The 16,403-nt window shown below is 62.0% G+C and carries 15 protein-coding genes; 14 read left to right on the top strand and 1 reads right to left on the bottom strand.

What is annotated here, in order from left to right:
• Nucleotides 1-22 precede the first annotated feature (22 nt).
• From waaF to HX824_RS16160, 7 genes are read left to right on the top strand one after another with little or no spacing between them, the layout of a single operon-like run.
• Nucleotides 23-1,057 (top strand): lipopolysaccharide heptosyltransferase II, encoded by a 1,035-nt coding sequence (gene waaF / locus HX824_RS16190; protein WP_003209441.1) that lies wholly within the window; start codon nt 23-25, stop codon nt 1,055-1,057.
• 1 nt (nt 1,058) lies between these two features.
• Nucleotides 1,059-2,117, top strand: coding sequence for a lipopolysaccharide heptosyltransferase I (waaC, locus tag HX824_RS16185; RefSeq protein ID WP_003209442.1), 1,059 nt, complete (start codon nt 1,059-1,061; stop codon nt 2,115-2,117).
• Nucleotides 2,117-3,241 (top strand): glycosyltransferase family 4 protein, encoded by a 1,125-nt coding sequence (locus tag HX824_RS16180; protein WP_177054799.1) that lies wholly within the window; start codon nt 2,117-2,119, stop codon nt 3,239-3,241. The genes waaC and HX824_RS16180 overlap by 1 nt, the downstream gene beginning before the upstream one ends.
• Nucleotides 3,238-4,044, top strand: a complete 807-nt coding sequence (gene rfaP, locus HX824_RS16175) for a lipopolysaccharide core heptose(I) kinase RfaP (RefSeq protein WP_134325629.1) — start codon at nt 3,238-3,240, stop codon at nt 4,042-4,044. The genes HX824_RS16180 and rfaP overlap by 4 nt, the downstream gene beginning before the upstream one ends.
• Entirely contained in the window at nt 4,044-4,778 is a 735-nt protein-coding gene (locus tag HX824_RS16170; RefSeq protein WP_003209451.1) for a lipopolysaccharide kinase InaA family protein, read from the top strand. The genes rfaP and HX824_RS16170 overlap by 1 nt, the downstream gene beginning before the upstream one ends.
• A complete protein-coding gene (locus HX824_RS16165; protein ID WP_008439156.1) occupies nt 4,775-5,527 on the top strand; it encodes a lipopolysaccharide kinase InaA family protein in 753 nt (250 codons plus the stop codon). The genes HX824_RS16170 and HX824_RS16165 overlap by 4 nt, the downstream gene beginning before the upstream one ends.
• Nucleotides 5,527-6,969, top strand: a complete 1,443-nt coding sequence (locus HX824_RS16160) for a lipopolysaccharide kinase InaA family protein (RefSeq protein ID WP_008439147.1) — start codon at nt 5,527-5,529, stop codon at nt 6,967-6,969. The genes HX824_RS16165 and HX824_RS16160 overlap by 1 nt, the downstream gene beginning before the upstream one ends.
• A gap of 66 nt (nt 6,970-7,035) precedes the next feature.
• Here HX824_RS16160 and HX824_RS16155 read toward each other — a convergent pair whose 3' ends face one another.
• Complete coding sequence (locus HX824_RS16155) at nt 7,036-9,126, bottom strand: TonB-dependent receptor (RefSeq protein WP_177039700.1); 2,091 nt, start codon at nt 9,124-9,126, stop codon at nt 7,036-7,038.
• 157 nt (nt 9,127-9,283) lie between these two features.
• On the opposite strand from HX824_RS16155, the gene HX824_RS16150 reads away from it, so the two are divergent.
• From HX824_RS16150 to HX824_RS16120, 7 genes are all read left to right on the top strand, one after another.
• Nucleotides 9,284-9,616, top strand: coding sequence for a YceK/YidQ family lipoprotein (locus tag HX824_RS16150; RefSeq protein WP_010169294.1), 333 nt, complete (start codon nt 9,284-9,286; stop codon nt 9,614-9,616).
• Between the two features lie 53 nt (nt 9,617-9,669).
• Nucleotides 9,670-10,023 (top strand): YceK/YidQ family lipoprotein, encoded by a 354-nt coding sequence (locus HX824_RS16145; protein ID WP_008439144.1) that lies wholly within the window; start codon nt 9,670-9,672, stop codon nt 10,021-10,023.
• 154 nt (nt 10,024-10,177) lie between these two features.
• The gene (locus tag HX824_RS16140; protein ID WP_008439143.1) at nt 10,178-11,935 is read left to right on the top strand and encodes a carbamoyltransferase; all 1,758 of its coding nucleotides are present in this window, start codon (nt 10,178-10,180) and stop codon (nt 11,933-11,935) included.
• Nucleotides 11,936-12,832, top strand: coding sequence for a GNAT family N-acetyltransferase (locus HX824_RS16135; protein WP_003209464.1), 897 nt, complete (start codon nt 11,936-11,938; stop codon nt 12,830-12,832).
• Nucleotides 12,829-14,235, top strand: coding sequence for a PIG-L deacetylase family protein (locus HX824_RS16130; RefSeq protein ID WP_087692494.1), 1,407 nt, complete (start codon nt 12,829-12,831; stop codon nt 14,233-14,235). The genes HX824_RS16135 and HX824_RS16130 overlap by 4 nt, the downstream gene beginning before the upstream one ends.
• An 85-nt stretch (nt 14,236-14,320) precedes the next feature.
• Nucleotides 14,321-15,469 carry a glycosyltransferase family 4 protein gene (locus HX824_RS16125; RefSeq protein WP_008439138.1) on the top strand — a complete coding sequence of 383 codons (1,149 nt, stop codon included), beginning with the start codon at nt 14,321-14,323 and terminating at the stop codon, nt 15,467-15,469.
• Nucleotides 15,466-16,350: a glycosyltransferase gene (locus HX824_RS16120; RefSeq protein WP_102604281.1), complete on the top strand. Its 885-nt coding sequence runs from the start codon at nt 15,466-15,468 to the stop codon at nt 16,348-16,350. Before HX824_RS16125 ends, HX824_RS16120 begins: the two co-directional genes overlap by 4 nt.
• Nucleotides 16,351-16,403 lie beyond the last annotated feature (53 nt).

Below are 16,403 nucleotides of genomic sequence, written 5' to 3'. Positions count from 1 at the left end.
CCGTATCGTTTGTGGAAACTACATGAATATTCTGATCGTTGGGCCCAGTTGGGTCGGTGACATGGTGATGGCGCAGACACTGTTCCAGTGCCTCAAGCAACGTCATCCCGACTGCCAAATCGACGTGCTCGCCCCCGAGTGGAGCCGGCCGATCCTTGAGCGCATGCCCGAGGTGCGTCAGGCCTTGAGCTTCCCGCTCGGCCACGGCGCGCTGGAGCTGGCGACCCGTCGACGCATCGGCAAGTCCCTGGCTGGCCAGTACGATCAGGCGATCCTGTTGCCCAACTCGATGAAGTCGGCACTGGTGCCGTTCTTCGCCGGTATTCCCAAACGCACCGGCTGGCGTGGCGAGTTTCGCTATGGCCTGCTCAACGATGTGCGCAAGCTCGACAAGGCCCGTTACCCGCTGATGATCGAGCGCTTCATGGCCCTGGCCTACGCGCCGGGAGCCGAGTTGCCGACGCCTTATCCGCGCCCGAGCCTGCAAATCGACCCGGTCACCCGCGACGCCGCCCTGGCCAAGTTCGGCCTGGAGCTGGACCGTCCGGTGCTGGCGCTGTGCCCTGGCGCGGAGTTTGGCGAGTCCAAGCGCTGGCCTTCGGAGCATTACGCCAAGGTTGCGGAGATGAAGATTCGCGAGGGCTGGCAAGTCTGGTTGTTCGGCTCGAAAAACGATCATTCGGTGGGCGAGGATATTCGCCAGCGCTTGATCCCGGGGCTGCGCGAAGAGGCGGTCAACCTGAGCGGCGACACATCCCTGGCCGAGGCCATCGACCTGCTGTCCTGTGCCGACGCGGTGGTGTCCAACGACTCCGGCCTGATGCACGTGGCCGCGGCGCTGAACCGCCCGCTGGTGGCAGTGTATGGCTCGACGTCTCCCGGGTTTACCCCGCCGCTGGCCGACAAGGTCGAAGTGGTGCGCCTGGGCCTGGATTGCAGCCCGTGTTTTGATCGCACCTGCCGCTTCGGCCACTACAACTGCCTGCGCCAGTTGCTGCCGCAACCTGTCAGCGACGCGTTGCAGCGGTTGCAGGGCTCTGTGGTCGAGGTTCGTTAAGTTGCGGGTTCTGGTAATCAAGACCTCATCCCTGGGCGATGTGATTCATGCCTTGCCGGCGTTGACCGACGCGGCGCGGGCGATCCCGGGCATCCGGTTTGACTGGGTGGTGGAAGAAGGCTTCGCCGAGATTCCCACCTGGCACCCGGCGGTGGACAAGGTGATCCCGGTGGCGATCCGCCGCTGGCGCAAGAACCTCTGGCAGACCTTCAAGAGTGGCGAATGGCGGCGCTTCAAGAAGAGCGTGCAGTCGACCAAATATGACCTGGTGATCGACGCCCAGGGCCTGCTGAAAAGTGCCTGGCTGACCCGCTACGTACGTGCCCCGGTGGCCGGTTTCGACAAACAGTCGGCTCGCGAGCCATTGGCGGCGCACTTCTATTCCCGGCGCCTGGCCGTGGCCCGTGGGCAGCACGCGGTGGAGCGCTTGCGCCAGCTGTTTGCCGTCGCCCTCGGTTATGACCTGCCAAAAGGCCTGGGCGACTACGGCCTCAGTGTCGACAAGCTGCTGGGCCTGCCGCCGAAAAAACCGTTTGTACTGCTGCTGCACGGCACCACCTGGGACACCAAGCACTGGCCTGAAGCCTACTGGCGCGACCTGGCCGAACGCATGGACCGCTTTGGCGTGGACGTGAAGTTGCCGTGGGGCAATGCCGCCGAAAAAGCCCGGGCTGAACGCCTGGCCCAGGGCCTGAAAAACGCCGAAGTGCTGCCCAGGCTGAACCTCGCGGGGGTGGCCCGGGTGCTGGCGGGTGCGAAGGCGTGTGTCGCGGTCGACACCGGCCTTGGCCACTTGGCCGCAGCGCTGGATGTGCCAACGATTTCCCTGTTCGGCCCTACCAATCCTGGCCTGACCGGGGCTTATGGCAAGGCGCAGATTCACCTGGCCAGCGACTTCCCGTGTGCGCCTTGCCTGCAAAAGAAATGCACTTATCAACCGACTGCCGAAGACCAGCGTCGGTTCGATCTCAAGCGCGAGTGGCCCCTGTGCTTCACTCGCCTGAACCCTGAGCGTGTCGCAACTCGTTTAAGCACGTTGTTACTGGCTGAGGAACACTGATGCAACTGGCTTTTGTCCTCTACAAATACTTCCCCTTTGGTGGCCTGCAGCGCGACTTCATGCGTATTGCCCTGGAGTGCCAGCAGCGCGGGCATCAGATTCGCGTCTATACGCTGATCTGGGAGGGTGACGTACCGCCGGGCTTTGAAGTACTTGTGGCGCCGGTCAAGGCGCTGGTCAACCATCGGCGCAATGAAAAGCTCTACGCCTGGATCCAGGCCGACCTGGCCAAGCGCCCGGTGGACCGCGTGGTGGGCTTCAACAAGATGCCGGGGCTGGACCTGTACTTCGCCGCCGACGGCGTGTTCGAAGACAAGGCGCAGAACCTGCGCAACCCGATGTATCGCTGGTTCGGCCGGTACAAGCACTTTGCCGAATACGAGCGTGCAGTGTTCGACAAAGACGCCAAGACGCAGATCATGGTGCTGTCCGAACACCAGCAGCAGCTGTTCACCCAGTATTACGGGACCCAGGCCGAGCGTTTTCACTTGTTGCCGCCGGGTATCGCCCGCGACCGCCGCGCGCCGCCCAATGCTGCCGAGATCCGCGCCGAGTTTCGTCGCGAATTCGGCCTGGCCGACGATGATTTGCTGCTGGTGCAGATTGGCTCGGGCTTCAAGACCAAGGGCGTCGATCGCAGCCTCAAGGCCGTGGCCGCGCTGCCGTCGAGCCTGAAGAAACGCACCCGGCTATTTGTAATCGGCCAGGACGACCCCAAAGTATTCCAATTGCAGAGTGCTGCGCTGGGCCTGGGCGACCAGGTGCAGTTCTTCAAGGGCCGCAGCGACATCCCGCGCTTTCTGCTGGGCGCCGACCTGTTGATCCACCCCGCGTACAACGAGGCGGCCGGCATGGTGCTGATCGAAGCGGTGGTCGCCGGCCTCCCGGTGCTGGTGAGCAAGGTCTGCGGCTACGCGTATTACATCGACAAGGCCCAGAGTGGGCGGGTGTTGGACGAACCGTTCGAGCAGGCCCAGCTCAACCAGTACCTGGTGGATATGCTCGACGATCCACAAGCGCGCGCGGCCTGGAGCCGCAATGGTCTGGCCTTCGCTGAGACGGCCGACCTCTATAGCATGCCGCAGTACGCTGCGGACCTGATTCTGGCGGAGCCAAACCGATGAAGTTGATTCTTGCCGAACCGTTCAAGACCCTGTGGGCCGGACGCGATGCGTTCGCCGAAGTCGAGAAGCTGGACGGCCAGGTGTTTCGTGAGCTGGCCGCGCGCCGTACCCTGCGTACGGAAGTGGAAGGCCGCCATTATTTTGTAAAGATCCACCGGGGAATTGGCTGGGGTGAAATCCTCAAGAACCTGATCACGGCCAAGTTGCCTGTCTTGGGCGCGGGCCAGGAGTGGGACGCGATCCAGCGTCTGCAGGAACTCGGCGTGCCCACCATGACCGGCGTGGCCTTTGGTGAAAAGGGCAGCAACCCGGCCGACCAGCACTCGTTCATCGTCACTGAAGAGCTGGCGCCTATCGTCAGCCTTGAAGACCTGACCATGGACTGGGTCAAACAGCCGCCCGTGCCGGCGATTCGGCATGCCTTGACCGTTGAGCTTGCGCGCACCCTGGGCACGATGCACCGGGGGGGCGTGAACCATCGTGATTGCTACCTGTGCCACTTCCTGTTGCACACCGACCAACCGGTTACCGTGCACAACATCAAGCTCTCGGTGATCGACCTGCACCGTGCCCAGGTGCGTTCGAAGATTCCCCGGCGCTGGCGTGACAAGGACCTGGCGGGGCTTTACTACTCCGCCCTGGAGATCGGTTTGACCCGGCGCGACAAACTGCGGTTTCTCAAGGCCTACTTCCAGCAACCTTTGCGCCAGATCCTGGGCGAGCAAAGCGCGCTGCTGTCGGCGTTGGAACGCATGGCCGCCAAGCTTTACGCACGCAAGCAACGATACGGGGATGCGCTCTGATGGCGGGTTGGAACCTGGAACCCGCTTACGCCGCCCTGGCGGATGACTTTGGTAGCCTGGAAGCCGTGTTCGCCCTGCAAGGCGAGCGGCTGACCCGCGATCCGTTGTCCGAAGTGATTCGCGTGGAGCGCGGCGGGGTCAACTATTACGTCAAGCGCTACGTCGGTGCAGGCAAGGGGTTGCGCCGCTATCTGGGCAAGCCACGAGTCAAGTCCGAATGGCAGAACCTCAAGCGCTTCGCCAAGTGGGGCATACCCACCGCCGATGTGATTGCCTGGGGTCTGGAGCGTAAAGGCCTGGCGTATCACCGCGGGGCGATGATCACGCGCGAGCTGCCGAAGACTGAAGACTTGTCGGCATTGGCCGAGCGCAATGACCCGCAACTGTCAGACCCGGTGTGGGTCAACAAGATCAGTCGCCAGCTCGCTGAATACACGCGGACCATGCACGACCACCGGTTTACCCACAACGATTTGAAGTGGCGCAACTTGTTGGTGGACGACCAGCAAACCCTGTACCTGATTGATTGCCCCAATGGCGATTTCTGGCGCGGGTTCTGGCTCAAGTACCGCATTACCAAGGACCTGGCCTGCCTGGACAAAGTCGCCAAGTATCACTTGTCGGCTACCCAGCGCCTGCGCTTCTACATGCAATACCGTCAGCGCAAACACTTGAGTGCGGCGGACAAACAGCGAATTCGCCACGTGGTGAAGTTTTTCGAGGGGCGAGAATGAGTGATTTCCTGGCGGCCGAAGATCGAGCATTGCTTGAGCGCAACGGCCTCGGCACTTTCGACGCGCTGTGGGCCAAGCAACTGGATGCGGTGGACGAGCCCAATACCAGCCGCGGCGGCTGGAGCAGCGTGTTTCGCCTCGAACTCGAAGGCCAGGGCTACTACCTCAAGCGCCAGAGCAACTACCTGACGCGCACCTTGCACCGCCCGTTTGGCGAGCCGAGTTTTGCCCGCGAGTTTCGTAACATCAGCCGCTATCGGCAGTTGGGTATTCCGGCATTGCAGGCGGCGTTTTTCGGTGAGCGCAAAGTGGCCGGAGAGCATCGGGCGATGTTGCTGACCCGGGCGCTGGATGGTTGGAATGACCTGGATTCATTGCTGGAGCAATGGTCTGAGTTGAGCGACGTGCAGCAGCGGGCAATCCTGCTGGCCTGCGGTCAGCTTGCTCGTCAGTTGCACAGCGTGGGCCAGGTGCATGGCTGTTTTTATCCCAAGCATATTTTCCTGCAAGCCACCGGCGACGGGTATGCGGCACAGTTGATCGACCTGGAGAAAACCCGCCCGCTGCTGTTCGGCTGGCGTGACCGGGTCAAGGATCTGGAACCGCTGCTGCGCCGTGCGCCGCAATGGTCTGACGATCAGGTTCGCCAGCTGTTGGCGGCCTACCTGGACCAGCCGCAGGACAGCGCATTGGTTGCCACCTGGCACCAGCGCCTGGCGGCCCGGCGCAGTCACAAGGAGAACCGCTGATGCGTTTGTCCGAACTGAAAAATGCCGGCCGCACGCCAAGCCTGCCCCTGAGCATCGAACTGGCAGACGCTGCCGGGCCTGGGCAGTTGCAACTGCTGAGCCTGCTGCGGGTATTGCCGGGCCAGCGTTATGTCGGCGCAGCTGTGTGGCGCGGGCGCCCGGTGCTGGCCAAATTGTTGGTGGGCAGCAAGGCGGCGCGGCATTTTCAGCGTGAACTCAAGGGCGTGCGGCTGTTGGCCGAGCAAGGCCTGACCACGCCGCTGTTGCTGGCCGATGGTCTGCAAGAGGGTGAGGGCGGTTGGCTGCTGTTCGAGTTTCTTGAAGGCGCCGACAGCCTGGCTGATGCGTGGCAGGCTGTTGAACACCTGCCGCCGCTGGCTGACCAGCAGCAAGCGGTGCTCGCCGAAGCGCTGGGTGCGATTGCGCAGATGCACGCCAAGGGCCTGTGGCAGGAAGACCTGCACCTGGACAACCTGCTGCGTCAGGACGGCAAACTGTATTTGATCGACGGCGCCGGGATCTGTGTCGAAGAAGCGGGCAAACCGCTGTCGCGTAACCGGGTGCTGGAAAACCTTGGGGTGTTTTTCGCGCAGTTGCCGAAAAACCTCGAGCCGTTTACCGAAGAGTTGCTGGTGTATTACCTGCTGAGCAATGGCGAACACGCGTTGCCGCTCGAAGCGTTGCAGAAGCAGGTACGCAAGGTCAGCGTCTGGCGCTTGAAGGACTTCCTGAGCAAGGTTGGCCGGGAGTGCACGCTGTTCAGCGTCGTGCGCGGGCCGTTCGCCCTGCGCGCGACTCGTCGTGAGGAAGAAGCGGCGATGCTGCCGGTGCTGGCGCAGGCTGACGCGCTGCTGGATCAGGGCCACCTGTATAAAACCGGTGGGGCGGCCAGTGTCGCCAAGGTCGAGGTGGCCGGTCGACCACTCGTGATCAAGCGCTACAACATCAAGGGTTTTGCCCATTGGCTCAAGCGCTTCTGGCGCCCGAGCCGGGCCTGGCATTCGTGGCGCGAAGGCAATCGCCTGGCGTTCCTCGGCATCGCCACGCCCAAGCCGCTGGCGTTGCTGGAAAAGCGCTTCCTGTGGCTGCGCAGCCGCGCGTATCTGGTGACCGAGTACCTGCCGGGGCCGGACATCATCGAGCGGTTCGCGCCGTATGTTGAGAGTGGCGAGGCACCCGAGGCCGAATTGCAGGCCCTGGATTATTTGTTCGCAGAGTTGATCCGCGAGCGCATCAGCCATGGGGATTTCAAGGGGCATAACCTGTTCTGGCACACGGATCGCTGGGCGCTGATCGACCTGGATTCGATGTGTCAGCACACGTCCTTGAGCAGCTTCGCTCCGGCATATGCCAGGGATCGGGCAAGGTTTATGCGTAACTGGCCTGAGAGCAGTGCGTTGTATCGGGTGATTGATCAGCGGTTGCCAAAGGCAGTGGGCTAGGGGTTTAGGGCCGCTGCGCGGCCCAACGGGAGCAAGCTCCCTCGCCACAAGTTCGATGGTCAGTTTCTAAAATGTGTACTCGGCGCCGGCGCCTGCATACCACGAGCGTCCCGGCGCTGCTTCGTAATAGCGGCCGTTGCCGTCTCCGACGATGACCGACCCTACGTACTGGCGATCCAGCAAGTTATCCAGGCGCAGGGTCTGGTGGAACGTCCAGTGCTCCACCTTCTGCTCAAAGCGTGCACGCCAGTTGAACACGCTGTAGCCCGGTGCCGCGTGTTGCTGGTTGGTATCTTCGACGTAGACCTTGCTGCGGTACATGCCTTCCACGGCGGTGCTGACCCAGTCCCGGGGTTTCCAGTTGAGCTCTGCGAACAGTGTGGTTTGTGGCACACCGGGGAGGTAGTTGCCTTTGTCCACCGGTTTGCCGCCGCCAATGAAGTCGCTGTCGTAGGTGGCTTGCAGGCGGGTGTAGGCGATGTTGGTACTCCACTGCTCGCTGAGCTGGCTTTCGATGCCCAGCTCGAAGCCGCGGCGCAGGGTGCGGCCGGCGTTCTGGTAGCTGGTGCGGCCACCGATCGATTGGTCCACCACCAGCTCGTCCTCGGTGGTGATCTGGAAAACAGCGGCGTTGACCCGGGTGTCGTTCAACTGTGCCTTCAAGCCCACTTCATACTGCGTGCTTTCCGACGGCTTCAGGCCGAAGTTGAACCCTTCGATGTTGCCCGGCGCGTACGCCAGTTCCGCCTGGGTTGGCGTCTCGAACCCCTTGCCGGCACTGACGTAGCCGTGCAGGTCGGGCGTGAAGGCATACATCACGCTCACGGACGGTGTGTTCTTCTGATAGGTCTTGTTGCCGCTGGAGTCGCCGTTGCTCAGGAACTGGTCGTCGACATCCAGTTCCATGGTGCTGTGGCGTACCCCGGCTTGCAGGGTCCAGCGATTGATGGCCCAGTTGGCCTGGATGTAGGGGTCGAGGCTGCGGGCGGTGTCGATTTCATCCCGGCGCAACTGGCCTTTTACGCCAAGGGTGCTGCCGCTGTAGTTCTGGTAGCCGTGGCGGCTGTCTTCGCTCTGGTCGAAATCCAGGCCGGTGATGATCATCAGCTCGCCCGGTACGCTGTCGACCGGTTGCATCCAGCGCACGGAGCCGCCGTAGAACTTGCGGTCGAACTGCACCACGCCGCCGCCGCGTTCGTTGGCGGGCGTTCCCTTGGGAATCGACAGGTACTGAATCACGCTCCGTCGCCCGGTATAGGCATTCACCTGCAGTGTGGCGTCACCGAAATACCGCTCGTAATTCATCCCCAGTTGCTGGTGGTCGATGCTTTTGCGGGTGTTGTACAGCTCGGCAGCGCTGCTGACTGAGCGCGGGTCGGCCTTGTACGCATCCCACGCCTGCCCCAGCGGATCCTGCGTGCCGTTCTGTTCCAGGCTGCTGTAGATCAGCGCCAGTTTGCTGTCTTCATCGGGCTCGAAATTGAGCTTGGCAAAGGTCTGGTCGCGGCGGGCGCTGCTGTGGTCGCGATAACCGTCGGTGTCCATGCGCGAGGCGTCCAGCACGAAGCCTGCGCCGTCTGCCGCGCCTTCGGCGGTGAGGTGGTTCTTGCTCAGGCCGTCACTGCCCACCAGCGTCTCGGCACCGATGCGCGGCGGGCCTTCGCCGTTGCGGGAGAACATCTGGATCACGCCGCCGGCATTGCTGCCATACAGCGTGGCGGCCGGGCCGCGCAGGACTTCGATGCGCTCGGCGGTGTCGAGGTTGAACGTCGCCGCCTGGCCCTGACCGTCCGGGGTGCTGGCGGGTATGCCGTCGGCGATCAGCTTGATACCGCGCACACCAAATGCCGAGCGAGCACCGAAGCCACGGGAGGAAATCTGCAAGTCCTGGGCGTAGTTCTGGCGATTTTGAACCACCAGGCCGGGCACGCGGGACAGTGCCTCTGAAGCATTGATGCCCAGTTGGCCATCGCTGATTTGCTCGCGGCTGATGCTGTCCACCGAATACGGCAGGTCAAACGATGGGCTGGCACTGCGCGAACCGGTGACCACGCTGGGGTCCAGGACCAGTGGCGCTTCATCGGCCTGGGCGCTGCTGTACAGGCCAAGCAGTCCGGGAAGCAGCATCGCAAATCGAGTGGGTACAACAACTTTCATGAGTAAACCAGCATCCATGGCGCACAAAAGTGCGCGAGTTTAACGATTCAGCCAGCTTTTGCCATTTCGGAATCTTCTTACATGGCGCGGCGGTGCGTGGGGTCTGGGTCACCAACAGGGCCGATGTTAGCGTTGCTGGCCATTCAGAGGGCTTGCCATGACGCTAAAAATGACTGCTGCGCTAAGCATTGGAATCCTTGTGTTGAGCGGCTGCGGAACGGCCAATACGCTGTTGCGCGAAGACGCGGCGGCGGCACGTGAACTCAGGAAGCAAAAAACCTACTGCCAGTCGATTCCCCGTGTCTACAGCGGGGTTGCCTTTGATTTCTGCCTGCTGCACGCCGCGCCGGACCTCACTGGCGTGCTGATGCCATTCGTTCTATTGGATATAACGGTCTCGGGCATTGTTGATACAGTGGTCCTGCCCTATACGGTCTACAAGCAAGGTACCGATGGCAACATCAGTATCTATTGGCGCCCGGGTTCATAAACGGATCCGGCAAGGTTGTATGGGGCAGGGATGAATGCCCACACTTATGCCAAATGGAGTTGTCCGTGAGTCTTGCAACCAGAGTCCTTCTCGCCGCTGTACTGGTATCCACCACCGGTTGCGGCACCATCAACACGGTGTTTCGCCCGGACGCCGTTGCCAGCCAGAACCTCAAGGAATCGCGCAGTTATTGTGAAAACGTGCCGCGTATCTACAGTGGGGTGATCTACGGTTTCTGCACCTTGAACGGCGCGCCCGACACCACCAAAGAGCACACGCGCGATGCCTCCGGCTCCCTGCCGATCTTCGCCGCCGAGCTCGTGGCCTCCGGCTTGCTCGACACCCTTGTGCTGCCCTACACGGTCTACCGCCAGAACAGGGACGGCAGCATCGAGATTTTCCGCTAGGCCTGCAGTGACAACCGGTCGCCACAATCCCTAGATCATCCCGCGCCGTGTTTACGCTATAATCCCGCCCTTTAGCTGTTTCTCGCCCAGGCGGGGAGCACACTTTTTTCAGGCGTGACGCGCCTGCATGCAGACTAAAAGAGGCTAGACCCCTGTGGCATTGACGATTCTTGGCCTGTCCGGCGCCCTTAGCCATGATCCTTCCGCAGCCTTGTACATCGACGGCAAGCTGATCGCGGCCGCCGAAGAAGAGCGCTTCGTGCGCGACAAACATGCAAAGAACCGCATGCCCTACGAGTCGGCGAAGTTCTGCCTGGAACAAGCCGGTATCAAGCCTTCCGACGTTGATGTGGTGGCGATTCCGTTCGCCCCCATCAGCCTGTTCGGCGAGGCCCGCTGGCACTACGCCAAGCGTTACTGGTACGCCCCGGACCGCGCCCTCGACGCGATCCTGATGGGCAACCGTCGCTACAAGCGCTATCGCAACAAGATCGTCTGGTGCCTGGAGCAACTGGGCTTCGATCCGAAGAAAATCAAGATCGAACCGGTTGAACACCATCTGGCTCACGCCTCCAGTGCCTACCACTGCTCGGGCTTCCAGGAGAAGACCGCGATCCTCGGGATCGACGGCAAGGGCGAGTACGCCACCACCTTCTTCGGCTACGGCGAAAACGGCAAGATCCACAAGATCAAGGAATTCTACGATCCGGACTCCCTCGGCGGCCTGTATGGCGCGATCACCGAGTTCCTCGGTTTCGAGATGCTCGACGGTGAGTTCAAGGTCATGGGCATGGCGCCGTATGGCGATGCCAGCAAGTACGATTTCTCGCGCCTGGCCTCCTTTGAAAACGGCGAGCTGGTGATCAACACCGACTACGCCAACGTCATCGGCCTGCGCCGCTACAAAGAGAAGGGCAAGGGTTTCTACTTCTCGCCAAAACTGATCGAGTGGCTGGGTCCGAAGCGCGAAGGCGATATCGCCGACGAGCCGTACATCCACTACGCGGCCAGCATGCAGGCGCTGTTCGAGAAGCTGGCGTTGCAGATGATCGACCATTACCTGGGCGACATCCTCAAAGACACCGGCAAGCTGGCGTTTGCCGGCGGCTGTGCGCTGAACGTCAAGCTGAACCAGAAGATCATTGCCCGCGACGACGTCAAGGAGCTGTTCGTGCAGCCGGCGTCCGGCGATGCCGGTACTGCGGTGGGTGCAGCCGCCTACGTGTCTCACGCCCGTGGCGTACCGGTTGAGAAGATGGAACACGTCTATCTCGGCCCGTCCTACAGCAACGAAGACGTGATCGCGGCGTGCGCCAAGCACGAGAGCAAGCCGGTTTGGCGCAAGATTGAAAACATGCCCAAGCGCATCGCCAGGATCATGGTCGACGGCAACCCGGTGGCCTGGTTCCAGGGCCGCATGGAGTTTGGCCCGCGTGCCCTGGGCGGTCGTTCGATCATCGGTTGCCCAAGCGCCACCGGCGTGGCTGACCGGATCAACCACCAGATCAAGTTCCGCGAGCGCTGGAGGCCTTTCTGCCCGTCGATGCTCGACACCGTTGCGCCACAGATGATCAAGGTCGATCACCCGGCGCCGTTCATGACCTTCACTTTTGAAGTGTCGGAAGAGTGGAAAACCCGCGTGCCGGAAGTGGTCCATGAAGATGGTACCTCCCGTGCCCAGGTGCTCAAGCGCGAATACAACCCGCGCTACTACGACATGATGAAAGAACTGGAAGTACTGACCGGCAATGGTGTGTCGCTGAACACCTCGCTCAACCGTCGTGGCGAAGCGATGATCTGCTCGCCGACCGACGCGCTGAATATGTTCTTCGGTTCCGACCTGCAGTACCTGATCATGGAAGACATCCTCGTGGTCAAGGACGGCGTGGACCCTTATGACGCCGTGGTCTAAATGCTGAACCGCTTCCAGGGCTGGCGTGAACGTGGCTGGACGCCTGTCGAGGCCGAGGTTTACGCCCAGGCCTGGCAGCGTTTTGGCGGCAGCGTGGCGACTCATCCGCAGATCGTCGAGCGGCTGGCGCACCTGGCGCAGATTCCGGTGCGCTACCTGGGCTGGGAGCAGGACGGTGAGCTGAAGGGCGCAATTGCTACCTGGGGGCGCGACCTGGCCCTGTCCAAGGACGTGCTCAAGCGCAAAGGCAAAAAAGGCCTGTTTGATCTGGGTAACGCCGAGATCATCCTGCCGCTTGCCGCCGATGCGCAGGTGCCGTTGCGCCATCGCGCGCGCTATCTCTCTGCACTGAATGAAGGGCGCGTAAGCACCCTCAAGCCCCAGGCCGAGCAGTTGGCCATGGCGCGCACACCGGAAGAGCTGTCGAAGAAGTTTCGCTACAACCAGCGCCGCGAACTGCGTTTGCTGGAAGAGGCGGGCGGCGTGGTAAGGGCGGTCGGCGAGTTTTCCAGCAGCGAACTGGCGGCGATTTATTGCGACCTGTTCCAGCGGCGTTGGGGTTTCCCTGCGGCGGGAGCCGAGCGCTTGGCCGAGGTGCTGGAGTTGCTCAAGGAATTCCTGTTCGGCTCGGTGCTGTTTCTCAATGATGCTGCGATTGCCGTGCAACTGGTGTATCAGGTGCAGGCGCCGCAGTGGGTCAGCGCCGAATACGTCAACGGCGGTGTCGACCCTGAAACCAAGGCGTTCAGCCCCGGCAGCGTGCTGAGCTTCCTCAATACCCAAAGTGCCTGGGAGCAAGCGCGGGCGAGCGACAAGCCGCTGCGTTTCTCCTTCGGGCGTTCCGACCGTGAATACAAGGAGCGCTGGTGCAACCCGGTGCCGGTGTTCAGCGTATGAGTCGCAAACAGCAATTGCTCAAGCAGCACCGGCGTAACAAGCGTATTGCGCTGTTGGTGGGCCTGTTGCTATTGGTGGCTGTCGGTGTGCTGGTGGCCTGGTGGTTGCCACTGGTGCTGGCCGTGGTGCTGTGGGCCGCACATGAGGCCTGGTTTGCCGATCATCTGTTCTACTCGCCGAAAGACGATTATGAGTACGCGTTTCCTGAAGGGAGCGAGTGCGCGGGCCTGCGTCTTGAAGCCGGGCGCCTGCTGTTGGACACGCCTCTGGTGGGCGATGAAACCCTGATCGTCGGGGTTGAACTCAAAAGCTCTTGGCTCGGGCGTTTTCTCGATCCTGCGGTGGAGTTATCGGGCCTGGATGCACCAGACCGGCAAGTCTTCGAGCGGGGGGTTGCAGGACGGCGCTACCTCAACCTGACAGGCATGGGCGAAGCGCTGGCCAGCGGTAAGCTGCGCTTGCGCGGGCGCTTCTGCCGGATCAAGGGGCAGCCGACGCTCTGGTTGTTCCGCCAGCCGGACTACCGTCGCCAACGGGTGATGGTCATCGCGCCCCATGCCGACGATGCCGAATTGGCCGCTTTCAGCCTGTACAGCCAAGCCGACGAGAGCTGGATCGTCACCCTGACGGCAGGCGAAATCGAAGCCGATCACTATCAGCAGATGGGCATGCCCAAGGCCGATGCCGCACGACTCAAAGGCCGCCTGCGTGCCTGGGACAGCGTCACCGTGCCGCGTTGGGCGGGCGTTCCCGAAGCGCAGTGCGTGCAGTTGGGGTACTTCTGCATGCAGCTTGCAGCGATGCAGGCCGCACCGGATCAGCCCCAGGCTTCCCGGGAAGCTCAGTTGGACGATACGCGGCTGTTTCGCCAGTTCAATGCCCTGGCCTTGCCCGGGGATGTGGACGGCGCCCCGACCTGGAATAACCTGATTGCCGACCTGCGGGCATTGCTGCTCAAGGCGCGCCCGCAGGTGATCGTGTTGCCGACGCCGTTGCTGGATCCGCACCCGGATCACATCTGCGCCCACGCCGCGATTCTCGAAGCCTTGCAAGGCCTGGAGTGGCAACCGGGCACGTTGCTCGGCTACGCCAACCACCTGCATGATAACGATCGTTGGCCCATGGGTGATTCGGGCGCTGGCGTGGCCTTGCCGCCGCGTTTTGATGCCTCCCGTGAACTTGTGCCTTGCAGCTTGCCGCTGACGCTCAGCCAGCAGCAGGACAAGGCCATGGCCCTGGGCATGATGCACGACTTGCAGCCGCGGGCGCCGTTCAAGCGCCGCGTGCGCAGGTGGTTGCAGCAATTACTGGCGGGCCGTAGTCCATCGCCTTACGGAGAGAATGAGTTCTTCCGCAAGGCGGTGCGCCGTCATGAGTTGCTCTGGGTGTTGAAGCAGGATTGAGACCTTATTGAAGGCAGGCTTGCAGCGCCTGCCGCCCCTTTTCGCCGGGCTGCGCGCCCGCAGCCAGATTGCAGCATGGAGAGTTATGAAACCTCGTTTCAAGGTTTTGCAGTTACAGCCGGACTACAACGTCAAGACCCACGACTTCGCCGACCTCGGCGAGCAGATCGTCAAGGCCTTGCCGGCTGAACGTTTCGAGGTCACATCCGGGTTCCTCAGCGGCCGCCCGCTGCCCGGCCAGCCCCTGAGCGTGGCTGAGCACTCCCATTATTTCGAGTTGCCGGAAAAGTCCCTCAAGGGCATTCGTTTCGGCGCGATGTGGCAGATCTACAAATATTGCCGCGAGCAGAAATTCGACGTGGTCATCTGTAACCGCTTCAAGTCGGTGAACATGATGCTGTCGCTCAACCGCTGGTTGAAGATCCCCCTGTGCATCGGCATCTCCCACGGTTTTGGCGAGTACGCCCGGGGCTACCGCCGGCGCCAGACGCAGAAGTGGGTCAGCCCGGCGTGGCGATTCGTCGGGGTGTCGGCAGCGGTCAGGGATTACCTGGTGGACCTCAACTGCGGGTTCACCCGCGAAAACACCACCTTTGTCACCAATGCCATCGACATCCCCCAGGCCGAAGCCTTGCAGTTGCCACGGGATGAAGCGCGCAAGGCCCTGGGCCTGCCGCTGGATGCACGGATGATTGGCGCCCTGGGCCGCCTGGTGCCGATCAAGGGCCACACCCATTTGTTGCAAGCGTTCGCCACCCTCAAGGACAAATACCCTGAGGCCCAGGTGGGGATCATCGGCTCCGGCCGCGCCGAAGCAGACCTGCGCGCCGATATCGAGCGCCTGGGCCTGACCGGCCGTGCGCACCTGCTGGGCTTTCGCGAAGATGGCATGAAGTATGTGCGCGGTTTCGACATCTGGACCATGCCGTCGTTGTTCGAAGGCCTGGGCCTGGCGCTGCTGGAAGGCATGAGCGGCCATCTGCCGGTCATCGCCTCCAATGGCCCGGCGATGCTGCCGTTGGTGCAAGGTGCCGGCGGCCTCTCCCATGATCCGGGCAATGTCGAGCAGTTGGCGGCAGCACTGGACACTTACCTGGCGCTGAGCGACGAAGAGCTGCGTGCCAAGGGTGAGCAAGTGTTCCGCTACCTGGAAGAAAACCACACCTTGGACGAGTTCCGGCACAAGTATTTGAACCTGATCGAAACCGGTCTGCGTGAAGTAGGTAAAGCATGAGTCTGCAGCAACCCCTGGTCACTGTGATCATCGCCTCCTACAACCACGGGCCGTACATCGAGCAGAGCATTCTCAGTGTGCTCGGCCAGACCTACCCCAACATCGAGTTGCTGGTGGTAGACGATGGCTCCAGGGATGACAGCGTGGAGCGCATCCAGCGCTTGCAGGCCGAACACGGGTTTGATTTCCAGGTGCAGCAGAACCAGGGCCTGACCAATACCCTGAACGGTGCCATCGCTCGCGCCAAAGGCAGCCTGATCGCGCCATTCGGCTCCGATGACATCATGCTGCCCGAGCGCATCGCCACCCAGGTTGCCTACATGGAAGGCAAGCCGAAGGTGGGCATTTGCGCCGGCAATATCGAGTTGATTGATGGGGACGGCAAGCCATACCCGGAGAAGAAGCAGCGCCGCGACTTGCCGTTTCGCAGCCTGGATTTCGATGACCTGTTCCTCGATCGCAAGCCCTTTCCGCCGGCACCGACGCTGATGATCCGTCGGCAGGCGCTGGAAGAGGTCGGAGGGTTCGATCCGCTGATTCCGCTGGAAGACTTGCTGATCGAATTGAAGATCACCCACGCCGGGTACACCATCGACGTGTTGAACGTGGTGATGGCGCGCTATCGCCAGCACGCGACCAACACCTACAAGAATCACCGCTACATGATCCAGAACATCCTCAAGACCTACGGGTTGTTCAGCGATCATCCCGCCTACGATCAGGTTCGCTACAACTTCCTGAACTCGATGTTCCTCAAGACCGCCGACCGTGACCGCCCACTGGCGCGGGAGATCCTCAAGCAGATTCCGTTGAAGTTCTGGGGTCGCAAGACCTTGCGTGGGTTGGTGCGGCTGTACCTGGCACCGCAGCGCAGCTCATAGGGCTTCGGCCGGGCCATTGCGTTCACCGCAATGGCCCGGGGCCTGCAACCCCG

The organism is Pseudomonas sp. D4002 (genome assembly GCF_013385665.1).
Taxonomy (GTDB): domain Bacteria; phylum Pseudomonadota; class Gammaproteobacteria; order Pseudomonadales; family Pseudomonadaceae; genus Aquipseudomonas.
The sequence above is the reverse complement of the archived record's forward strand: the minus strand, read 5'-3'. Positions and strand labels throughout refer to the sequence as shown.

Bases quoted from the DNA above. Each gene is read 5' to 3' on its own strand.
- rfaP (WP_134325629.1), top strand. From the start codon at position 3,238: ATGAAGTTGATTCTTGCCGAACCGTTCAAGACCCTGTGGGCCGGACGC.
- HX824_RS16165 (WP_008439156.1), top strand. From the start codon at position 4,775: ATGAGTGATTTCCTGGCGGCCGAAGATCGAGCATTGCTTGAGCGCAAC.
- HX824_RS16135 (WP_003209464.1), top strand. From the start codon at position 11,936: ATGCTGAACCGCTTCCAGGGCTGGCGTGAACGTGGCTGGACGCCTGTC.
- HX824_RS16130 (WP_087692494.1), top strand. From the start codon at position 12,829: ATGAGTCGCAAACAGCAATTGCTCAAGCAGCACCGGCGTAACAAGCGT.
- HX824_RS16150 (WP_010169294.1), top strand. From the start codon at position 9,284: ATGACGCTAAAAATGACTGCTGCGCTAAGCATTGGAATCCTTGTGTTG.
- HX824_RS16125 (WP_008439138.1), top strand. From the start codon at position 14,321: ATGAAACCTCGTTTCAAGGTTTTGCAGTTACAGCCGGACTACAACGTC.
- HX824_RS16145 (WP_008439144.1), top strand. From the start codon at position 9,670: ATGGAGTTGTCCGTGAGTCTTGCAACCAGAGTCCTTCTCGCCGCTGTA.
- HX824_RS16160 (WP_008439147.1), top strand. From the start codon at position 5,527: ATGCGTTTGTCCGAACTGAAAAATGCCGGCCGCACGCCAAGCCTGCCC.
- waaF (WP_003209441.1), top strand. From the start codon at position 23: ATGAATATTCTGATCGTTGGGCCCAGTTGGGTCGGTGACATGGTGATG.
- HX824_RS16170 (WP_003209451.1), top strand. From the start codon at position 4,044: ATGGCGGGTTGGAACCTGGAACCCGCTTACGCCGCCCTGGCGGATGAC.
- HX824_RS16120 (WP_102604281.1), top strand. From the start codon at position 15,466: ATGAGTCTGCAGCAACCCCTGGTCACTGTGATCATCGCCTCCTACAAC.
- HX824_RS16180 (WP_177054799.1), top strand. From the start codon at position 2,117: ATGCAACTGGCTTTTGTCCTCTACAAATACTTCCCCTTTGGTGGCCTG.
- HX824_RS16155 (WP_177039700.1), bottom strand. From the start codon at position 9,126: ATGAAAGTTGTTGTACCCACTCGATTTGCGATGCTGCTTCCCGGACTG.